This window comes from Chitinophaga sp. (assembly GCF_036566945.1).
Classification (GTDB): domain Bacteria; phylum Bacteroidota; class Bacteroidia; order Chitinophagales; family Chitinophagaceae; genus Chitinophaga.
The window spans coordinates 1-9,099 of record NZ_DATCVJ010000899.1 but is presented as its reverse complement, the minus strand read 5'-3'; the positions used below and the strand labels follow the sequence as shown (position 1 = coordinate 9,099).

The window sequence follows — 9,099 nt, the reverse complement described above, 5'->3', positions numbered from 1 at the left end:
GTCGTAGTTGGTCAGCAGCACGGTATCGGTAGTAGCGGCACAGGTACCATTGGTGATGGTCCATACCATTGTAGCGGTATGACCGGCCAATACTTTGATTTTAGTGGTATTTGAAGTGGTGTCTGTAATAGTTACCCAGCCTGGTCTACCTACTGCGGTCCAGTTACCATATGCACCATATTCCGTCGGCTTGTTGGCTGCCATGGTGAACATAGAGTCATTACAATGTTTCTGATCAATGTTGGCATTTGCGATAGCAGGGATGTCGTAGTTGGTCAGCAGCACGGTGTCGGTAGTAGCGGCACAGGTACCGTTAGTGATGGTCCATACCATTGTAGCAGTATGACCGGCTAATACTTTAATTGCAGTAGTATTTAAAGTGGTGTCTGTGATAGTTACCCAGGTAGGCCTGCCAACTGCTGTCCATGTACCTTTTGCTCCGTATTCTGTCGGCTTATTGGCCGCCATGGTGAACATAGAGTCATTACAGTGTTTCTGATCAATGTTGGCAGCTGCCGCTATCGGTTTTTTGAAGTTGGCGATAAACACCGTATCCGTTGTTGTTGTGCAAGGGCCATTTGAAATTGTCCAAAATAAAGTCGCAGTATCTCCAATATTTACCTTTACTGTCGCACTGGGCTGAGTAGGGTTAGTAATAATTGCATTACTATTCCAGGTCGTCCACAAACCCTGAGCACCTGTTACCCCTGTTGCATTACCATTTAACTGGAAATCTGCTGTACGTTCGCAAGCCTGTTGATCTATGCCGGCATTCGCTGTATTAGGCTGCGCATACACGGTTACTTTTACAGAAGCACAAGCTGTATTACTACAAGGTCCTGTACTCGGCGCCATCACATAATAAGTAGTAGTCGCTGCAATATTATTAAAGGTAACAACAGAGCTGTCTGCATTGGACGAAGCAGGATAAACGCGTATGCTACCTGCGGAACCAGGGCATGCACCCGTGTACCACTTCCAGGTAGCTTTTTTACCAGTGGAGTCAACTCCAAGAGAACCTCCAACAACAGTTAAGGTAGTACTACCGGTTACGCATAAACTACTTACCGATGCCGTAACACCTGTAGGGGTAGTAGACGGCTTCTCTACAGATAGAGAGAAATAAACCGTTGTATTACATCCATTCGCTGGATCTTCACTTGCAGTCAGCACAAAATCATAACTGCCCGGAGCTGTTCCTGCAGGCAGTGGCACGGTAAAGGAACCTGCTGGCGTTGTAAGCGGCCAGGTGCCGGTGATTTTTGCAAAGTTCGGCATCTTCCTCGCTGGTAATGCGGCGGGATTCACATCCAGTACATATTTCAGGAGCGTGCCTGTTTGACTGTTATATGCTACTGTAAATGTGGGGGAAGTATTACATACAGCCGCTGCGCTTACTTTAACGGTAGGAGGGTTCTTCACCGTCAGTTTGATGGTGCTGGAAGTGGCACCGGCACATACACCATTGGAAATACTCCAGATGAGTTGCACTGTTTTAGGACGGGTAGCGCCAAGTATATGCGCAGTCGTATTATACGCCGTGTCGTAATCCAACGAAACATCTGCACTGGTAGTACCAGTTCCTAACGTCCATTTACCTTTTTCTCCGATGCCCGGTTGGGTGGCGTTCAGTTTAAAGTCAGCGTTACCACACTGTACCGAATCTTTACCAGCGTCACTTATTGTAAGCGGTTTGGTATTGATGAGTGTAACCCGGTTAGTATCGGTACAAGCCGCCAGTGCTTTGTTGGTGATAATCCAGAAAAGGTGAACGGTATCGCCAGGTAGTACGCCTTTAACAGTTGTTGCCGGCGTAGTGGTATTGGTGATTACCTCCAGTTTATGAGGGCCATCAAATATCCATTTACCTTGCTGATCTGCCGGAGGTGTACTTCTTTTAATATTGAAGTCCGGTATATTACATTGTTTGTAAATGGTATCTACATCTGCTTTAGGTACCGATCTCACAATCACAGAGGCAGTATCGGCCGCGGTACAGGTATGATTATTTACTGTAACGGTATATTGCTGGGTACCTACACTCGTAGGTGTATGATTCAGTGTTACATCGCTAAGGTTACCGATGGTAGTACCATTATACCGCCATGTCCAGGATATACTATCCGGAGGAGCACCTCCGTGAGTTTGAGTCAGTGTAATTTGTTTACCCAAACAGATATCGGTAGGAGCAGCCGTCATGTCAATTGTAGGTTGCAGATCTACAATAACGTTGGCATAACCGGTGTCTCTACATTGCCGGGGTTCTTTTTTAACACTATTCCATCCGTAGTCTGCAATACCAATGGCTGCAAACGTGGTGTTAACGGTAGGAAACGCAGTCATCTTCGGCCCTGTGACAACAGGATTGGTTTGCCATTCATAAGTACTATATCCTCCATTCGCTGTTAATAATACAGAATCACCAATACATATCCTGCCCGAAGAAATAGTTACTTTAGGTTTAGGGAGTACCGAGATTTTTGTATAGAGAGATGGAGAAGCACAGTTGCTGGGGTTATTCTTTTCCAGGATGTTTACCCGGAAATAATAATCTACAATCTGATTCGGATCACCTTTCAGTGTGCCAACCGGAAATGTAAGTACAGAAGTATTGATCCCCGTAACGCCTGTCGGGAAGACAGGATTAGCCGGCCAATTCAGTGTATCCCTGGTGTATTGCCATTGGTAAGTAGGATTGGTGAAATAGTCAAAAGGACTATATACCGCTTTAATGGTAACAGGAGCTCCCTCACACAACGAATCCGCCCTTAAAGGCGGTTTGTCTTGTCCATCAATAAATGAGTATATATAAGGACTACAATATTTGAAACTGATATCATCAATGGCTATGTCATTACCGCAACCTCCCTGTTTATCGTTTATAATAGACAGGGTTACCGCAGTTACATTCGCCGGTGTTTTGAATGCACCTCCATATTCCTGCCAGGTGGGCGCATCGAGGTTCATCGATACATCATAGGTTTTGAACTTGGCAAGCACTGCTCCAGTAGCATCATCTGTGATCTGAAAGGTCACACCGGCATAATGGTATCCATCGACGTTCCCGGATGCGCAACCGTCGTTAAATGTCGACTTGCTATTGACATTCATAAACCAGGCACTGAAATTATACATAGAGCCGGGGCATACAGGAACCGCTTTTTTAACGAAAAATGTTTTTTTATCAACTGCTGAGTTCGCAATTAGCATACCACCCACATAGTTAGGGTCTGGATTAGGGGAGTGATTATATGCTTTAACCCATTCTGATCGAATCTGTGTATGCCAAAAAACGGTGTAACTGTTATCTGCAAAATCAACGGCGAGTGGCACGGGCACATAATTGTACCCACCATTGGCGGGAGTAGGTGCGCTTGGGCTACTGACACTATTAGTGGCGTTTTTAGGGAACTTACCAAAGTCCTCCAGGAAATCTCCCACACCGGTATTTTGCCCCAGGCAGGTGGCCATGGAGCAATCTTTAACATATATAGTCTTACTAACAATCGTTTTTGTGCCCTGGTAATACAAAGTCGCCTTAATAGTATATAGTCCCAGATCAAGGAACTGTATTGTCAAAGCGTTCTTGTTTCCGGTAGCCTCCGGCTTTTGCCCGATTAGTTTGGGCGTAAGGTTCGCATTTCGCTGACTCGCGTACAAAATATTGTAGCCTCCCCCGGTGATAATCCAGTCTACGGAATCTACGATTTTGGTGCTTTGCCAGAAAAATACGTTCGTACTGGCGAAACTGTTCCAGCAGGCAGAATCCGGGAGGTTCATAAAGGCATCCCCTTTGGAAGGGTTTTGCCTCGCGCTCACCTGCTTATTCAGCAGGATGAACCCCAGTAGGAGGAATAAAAAGGTTAATAGTCGTTTCATAGGTGCAAGCAGTTAAGTAAAAAAAGTATTAGGTCTGGCGGATGGCTCCGGTCAGTCCTTATTGTTCCTCAACTCTTTACATCGATAAAAATAGCCGGTGAGGGATATCCGGTCTATACTGCGTAATGTGTAAAATGGTTTCATAGGCGTCAGGTATTTATACATGGTATGGCTAAAATATATAATTAAATTAAGATTAAAATTATAAATAATATAGAGAAATAAAAAAAGTGATATTATTTATAATATGAATAGTGGCCAGATAAGTTGGGAAGAGATAAGGCGGAAAATTGATAGTCAATCCCTTGCGAAAGGGTAAAAAAATATTAATAAGTTATCCACATTTCGGCTGGCGGCGTATTTATTTGCACAAGACTGTGCTTTATTAAATTATTTTCCTACCTTTGCAGACCAAATTTGATGTAAGATGCCCAAAGTAAAGACACATTCCCGTGCCAAGAAAACGTTCAAGGTTGGTGGGAACGGACAGATTAAGCGGTTCATGGCCTTCAAAAGCCACTTACTGACTAAAAAATCTACGAAAAGAAAACGTAGCTTAAGAGGTAGTACGCTGGTTCACGAAGCAAATCTTAACCTGGTTAAGAGAATGCTCGGAATGCGCTAGTATCTGTCAAAAGAATCGAATTTTATAACCTGAGAAAAAACAAAGCAAATGCCTCGTTCAGTTAATGCCGTAGCTTCAAGAGCCCGGAGAAAAAGGATCTTAAAGCAAGCCAAAGGCTTCTACGGTAAAAGAAAAAATGTTTACACAGTAGCGAAGAACGTTCTTGAGAAAGGACTTACTTACAGCTATGTTGGTCGTAAATTAAAGAAAAGAAACTACCGCCAGCTGTGGATCGCCCGTATCAACGCTGCTGTAAGAGCAGAAGGGTTGACCTATTCTGTGTTTATGAACAAATTAGCCGGTAAAAACATCGACCTGAACAGAAAAGTTCTGGCTGATCTGGCTATGAATGAACCAGAAACTTTCAAAACACTGGTAGCTTCTGTAAAGTAAGACTTACCTGATAGTAAATACCCGATAGCTGACATCCCACAAGATGTCAGCTATTTTGTTTTTAGGAAAGATACCCAACAAAGCGGAGCCACTCCCACTCATCGTTGCATACACGGCCCCTGCAGCATATAGTTGCTCCTTTATTTTTGCCAACGCAGGATGTGCAGCAAATACCGGCCCCTCAAAATCATTGCTGAGCTTATTTCTCCATGCCGCTACCGGCAATTGTATGATGTCTTTTAATGCATCAGCAGGCGCCTTCGGCGTCAACTGCTGAAAAGCCCAACCCGTATTCACATGAATCCCCGGATGTACCAACACAAACGAATACCCGGAAAGGTCCAGCTCAACAGGAGTCATTATTTCGCCACGACCCGTAGCAAAACAAGGCTTGTTGATAATAAAGAAGGGACAATCGCTCCCCAACTGTGCCGCATAATCTACCAACGCCGCTTCCGTTAATCCCAGCTGAAATTTCTGATTGATTAATTGCAGCATAAAGGCCGCATCAGCCGAACCTCCACCCAAACCAGCACCGATCGGAATATGTTTATGCAAATGAATACTCAATGGTTGTACCTGCGGAAAGTCCCGCTGCAACAGGTGAAATGCCTTCAAACAAAGATTATCACTTACCTGCCCAGGTACGGCAATACCACTGCCTGCAAATTGCAACTCGCGATGGGTAATGGCTTCCAGCGCGTCATGCACAGGCAGGGGATAGAACACAGTTTCCAGGTCATGAAAACCATCCGGGCGCTTATTGGTAACATGTAAGCCCAGGTTTATTTTACAATTGGGAAATACAATCATGTAGCATTCATTGCATAGCAAAACAACAGCTACAGTCTTCCACTGCCAGCTGCACTGTTTTTACTAAAAAGAAATTATTTGCTTTTGCGGCTGTTAATCTCATCGCGTATGGCGATCGCACGGATATAGTCTTCCTGTTCCAATACTTCCTGTAACAGTGTAGTTAACTCCTCAACATTCATCGCTTTCAGGTCGTCCTCTGCACCTTTTTCATGCTCTGAAATGGTTGGGGTCACCGGTTTGTTAGTCTTCTTACCGGCAGGATCATCCAGTAAGATGCCCGCACTGTTGAGAATATTCTCAAAGGTGTAAATAGGGCAGCCAAAACGAACAGCAAGGGCTAATGCATCGGATGTACGGGAATCTATCTCGATGGTTTCGTCGTTATTGGAACAGATAAGCTTGGAATAAAAAATGCCTTCCTGTAAATTGCTGATGACCACCTCTTGTAATTCTACATTAAAGGCGTTCATGAAGTTTTTCATCAGGTCATGTGTCAAAGGCCGGCTGGGTTGCATTTTCTCAAGAGCCACTGCAATCGCCTGCGCTTCAAAGCCACCAATCACAATAGGTAAACGGCGTAGCCCATTTACTTCTCCCAGTACCACGGCATATGAATGAGTCTGCGTAATGCTGTGCGATAAAGCAACTATTTCCAGTTCTATTTTTCTCATATCTGTCTTGCGTTGTCGCTGAATAGTTTGTAAGACCGTGAAGTTAGAAAAATATTCCTTATCTAAAAAAAATCTATCATGATAAATGCCTAATATAAGCATTATGAATTAAGAATTACGAATTACAGGATCAACACGATCTTAAAGTTTTGCCTGTCATTCGTAATTCTTAATTCGCAACAATTGATCTTATCCTTCTTTAAATTTCTTCACTGCTTTTGTGAGCGCAGGCACTACTTCAAAAGCATCACCCACAATACCATAGTCTGCCGCCTTAAAGAAAGGCGCTTCCGGATCCTTATTGATCACTACAATCACCTTACTGCCATTCACACCTGCAAGGTGCTGTATAGCTCCGGAAATACCAATAGCGATGGAGAGATTAGGTCGCACCGTTAAACCAGTCTGACCCACGTGCTCATGATGTGGACGCCATCCTGCATCAGCTACCGGGCGGGAGCTCGCTGTAGCCGCTCCCAGCGCTTTAGCCAGATCTTCCAGTATCCCCCAGTTCTCAGGTCCTTTCAGTCCACGGCCGCCACTGACAATAATTTCAGCTTCTGTCAACGGAATATCCCCACTCACCGTTTCTGTTTTTACCACCTTTACTTTAAAGTCTGCATCGCTGATAGCAGGCGTGAAAGCCTCTACTGTAGCAGTTGTCGCTCCCGGCGCCACAGGGAATGTATTGGGTATAATGGCAATTACCTTGATATCAGATGTGATATTAATGTTGGCAAACGCCTTACCGGAAAACACATTTTTCTTTACCACAAAACCATTGCTGGTATCCGGGTAGGAGATGGCGCCTGATACCAGACCCGCTTTCAGCCTGGCAGCTACTCTTGGCGCGACTGCTTTACCATCAAAATTATGAGGGAAGATGATCACCTTGCTACCTTCTTTGCCTGCCGCTTCTGCAATAATCTTCGTGTATACAATACTTTCTACTTCATGTAAACGGGCATCTGCTGCATGCAATACTTTTTGCGCACCATAATTTCCCAATGCAGCCAGCTCGTTGGCATCAACAGGACCAAGTACCAGTGCAGTAGCGGTTGTACCCAGTTGCTCCGCTACTTTAGCGCCGTATGTGATGGCTTCCAGTGCCGCCTTTTTAATTTTACCCTGTGCCTGATCGGCAAATATTAATATAGACATGAATAATTTAAATTAGTAGTTGAGAGATAGTTTACCCTTAGATCACTTTCGCTTCTTCATGCAGCAACTTCACCAGTTCTTCCACATTATCAGGACTGATGAGCTTAACGCCGGCTTTTGCCGGTGGCAGTTCAGAGCCTATGATGGCCGTAAGACTATCTGCAGCAACTGGTTCTACCACGGTTAAAGGCTTGGTTCTTGCCGCCATAATACCGCGCATATTGGGAATACGAGCCTCTGCCATCCCTTTCTGGCAGGAAACAACCACCGGAAGTGATACCTCACACACTTCTTCACCACCCTCAATTTCCCTGTTCACCGTAGCTACGGTACCATTCAGATCGAATTTAGCAGCAATGGATACATAAGGCAGTTCCAGCAATTCAGCTACCATGCCGCCTATGCCGGATCCGTTATAATCAATGGTTTCTTTACCGGTAAAAATAATATCGTATTGTTTATCCCGGGCATGTGCCGCTATCTGGGATGCAATGTAATAACTGTCAGCACTATCTGCATTTATACGGAAAGCCTCATCTCCACCCAGTGCCAGGGCTTTGCGGATAATAGGATCACAATCTGCAGCTCCTACCGTTATCAGATGCAGATCAGCTCCTGTTGTTTCTTTCAGCTCCAGCGCCCTTACCAATGCATACCACTCATCGTACGGATTAATAATAAACTGTACCCCAGCCTCATTGAATTTCGTGTTATTGTCCGTGAAAGCTATTTTTGCAGTCGTGTCCGGAGTTTTGCTGATACATACTAAAATCTTCATGGCCTTAAACTGTTTTATTTAAAAATGCGGTAATAGCAAATATATCTAAATAATGTACGCCAACCGCAGGGAGAGAAGATGATTTTAATCAGCATAACAATTGACATATTGTATAATTAAATAATAACAAACGGCATGGACAGAATCGCACAAATAAAGCAGTTACTGTTGGCAACGCCCAACGACAGCTTTCTGAAACACGCACTGGGACTGGAATATATTAAAATCAATGACGACGTGGCAGCCCGGCAGCAGTTTGAAGAACTACTGGCATATGAGCCTGGTTATGTAGGTTCCTATTATCATCTGGGTAAGTTGCTGGAGCGCGCCGGAGATAATACTGCCGCTATGAAAGTATACGAAACAGGAATGGCCATGGCCAAAGCCGGTAACGAAAGACATGCCTATAACGAATTACAGTCGGCCTACGAAGAACTGGCCTATTAATATTTTAAATCCAACAAACAACGGATGCCTCAACATTTAATAACTAATTTCTCCGCATACATTTCCCGGCAGCAATTATTCGATCCCTCGCAGAAGATACTCCTGGCGGTAAGCGGTGGAGTAGATTCTATTGTAATGGCCTGGTTGTTTAAACAAGCAGGTTACCAGGCAGGCATCGCTCATTGTAATTTTCAGCTCCGCGGAGCCGAATCTGAACGGGATGAAGCATTTGTAAAACAAATGGCAGCCACCCTGGAACTGCCGCTGCACACCGTACGATTTGATACCAACACCTACGTAGCGGAAAATCGTGTAGCCATCCAGGTAGC

At 44.5% G+C, this 9,099-nt stretch carries 9 protein-coding genes; 4 read left to right on the top strand and 5 right to left on the bottom strand.

Features of this window, described 5'->3' with window-relative positions; translation table 11 throughout:
• A partial coding sequence (locus VIP81_RS27080) for a hypothetical protein (protein ID WP_331968742.1) occupies positions 1-3,879 on the bottom strand: 3,879 nt, incomplete at its 3' end.
• 427 nt (positions 3,880-4,306) lie between these two features.
• Here VIP81_RS27080 and rpmI point away from each other — a divergent pair.
• Together rpmI and rplT are read left to right on the top strand one after the other, a co-directional pair.
• Entirely contained in the window at positions 4,307-4,504 is a 198-nt protein-coding gene (gene rpmI / locus VIP81_RS27075) for a 50S ribosomal protein L35 (RefSeq protein ID WP_079471802.1), read from the top strand.
• Positions 4,505-4,552: 48 nt separating this feature from the next.
• Positions 4,553-4,897, top strand: coding sequence for a 50S ribosomal protein L20 (gene rplT, locus VIP81_RS27070; protein WP_106531095.1), 345 nt, complete (start codon positions 4,553-4,555; stop codon positions 4,895-4,897).
• Positions 4,898-4,900: 3 nt separating this feature from the next.
• On the opposite strand, the gene ispE is transcribed toward rplT, so the two are convergent.
• The 4 genes from ispE to VIP81_RS27050 all read right to left on the bottom strand — a co-directional run bounded on the left by ispE (position 4,901) and on the right by VIP81_RS27050 (position 8,323).
• On the bottom strand, positions 4,901-5,710 hold the full coding sequence (ispE, locus tag VIP81_RS27065; protein ID WP_331968728.1) for a 4-(cytidine 5'-diphospho)-2-C-methyl-D-erythritol kinase: 810 nt from the start codon (positions 5,708-5,710) through the stop codon (positions 4,901-4,903).
• A 74-nt stretch (positions 5,711-5,784) separates the two neighbouring features.
• Positions 5,785-6,384, bottom strand: a complete 600-nt coding sequence (locus VIP81_RS27060; RefSeq protein WP_331968725.1) for a bifunctional nuclease family protein — start codon at positions 6,382-6,384, stop codon at positions 5,785-5,787.
• A 189-nt stretch (positions 6,385-6,573) separates the two neighbouring features.
• Positions 6,574-7,545, bottom strand: a complete 972-nt coding sequence (locus tag VIP81_RS27055; protein ID WP_331968722.1) for an electron transfer flavoprotein subunit alpha/FixB family protein — start codon at positions 7,543-7,545, stop codon at positions 6,574-6,576.
• 37 nt (positions 7,546-7,582) lie between these two features.
• Entirely contained in the window at positions 7,583-8,323 is a 741-nt protein-coding gene (locus VIP81_RS27050; RefSeq protein WP_331968719.1) for an electron transfer flavoprotein subunit beta/FixA family protein, read from the bottom strand.
• A 135-nt stretch (positions 8,324-8,458) separates the two neighbouring features.
• Between VIP81_RS27050 and VIP81_RS27045 the strand changes: the two genes are divergently transcribed.
• Together VIP81_RS27045 and VIP81_RS27040 are read left to right on the top strand one after the other, a co-directional pair.
• Positions 8,459-8,770 carry a hypothetical protein gene (locus VIP81_RS27045; RefSeq protein WP_331968716.1) on the top strand — a complete coding sequence of 104 codons (312 nt, stop codon included), beginning with the start codon at positions 8,459-8,461 and terminating at the stop codon, positions 8,768-8,770.
• A gap of 24 nt (positions 8,771-8,794) precedes the next feature.
• Positions 8,795-9,099, top strand: a 305-nt coding sequence (locus VIP81_RS27040; RefSeq protein WP_331968713.1) for an ATP-binding protein, incomplete at its 3' end; no start/stop codon positions are given.

Excerpts from the sequence above, each read along its gene's own strand:
- rpmI (WP_079471802.1), top strand. The coding sequence starts at position 4,307 with ATGCCCAAAGTAAAGACACATTCCCGTGCCAAGAAAACGTTCAAGGTT.
- rplT (WP_106531095.1), top strand. The coding sequence starts at position 4,553 with ATGCCTCGTTCAGTTAATGCCGTAGCTTCAAGAGCCCGGAGAAAAAGG.
- ispE (WP_331968728.1), bottom strand. The coding sequence starts at position 5,710 with ATGATTGTATTTCCCAATTGTAAAATAAACCTGGGCTTACATGTTACC.
- VIP81_RS27060 (WP_331968725.1), bottom strand. The coding sequence starts at position 6,384 with ATGAGAAAAATAGAACTGGAAATAGTTGCTTTATCGCACAGCATTACG.
- VIP81_RS27055 (WP_331968722.1), bottom strand. The coding sequence starts at position 7,545 with ATGTCTATATTAATATTTGCCGATCAGGCACAGGGTAAAATTAAAAAG.
- VIP81_RS27050 (WP_331968719.1), bottom strand. The coding sequence starts at position 8,323 with ATGAAGATTTTAGTATGTATCAGCAAAACTCCGGACACGACTGCAAAA.
- VIP81_RS27045 (WP_331968716.1), top strand. The coding sequence starts at position 8,459 with ATGGACAGAATCGCACAAATAAAGCAGTTACTGTTGGCAACGCCCAAC.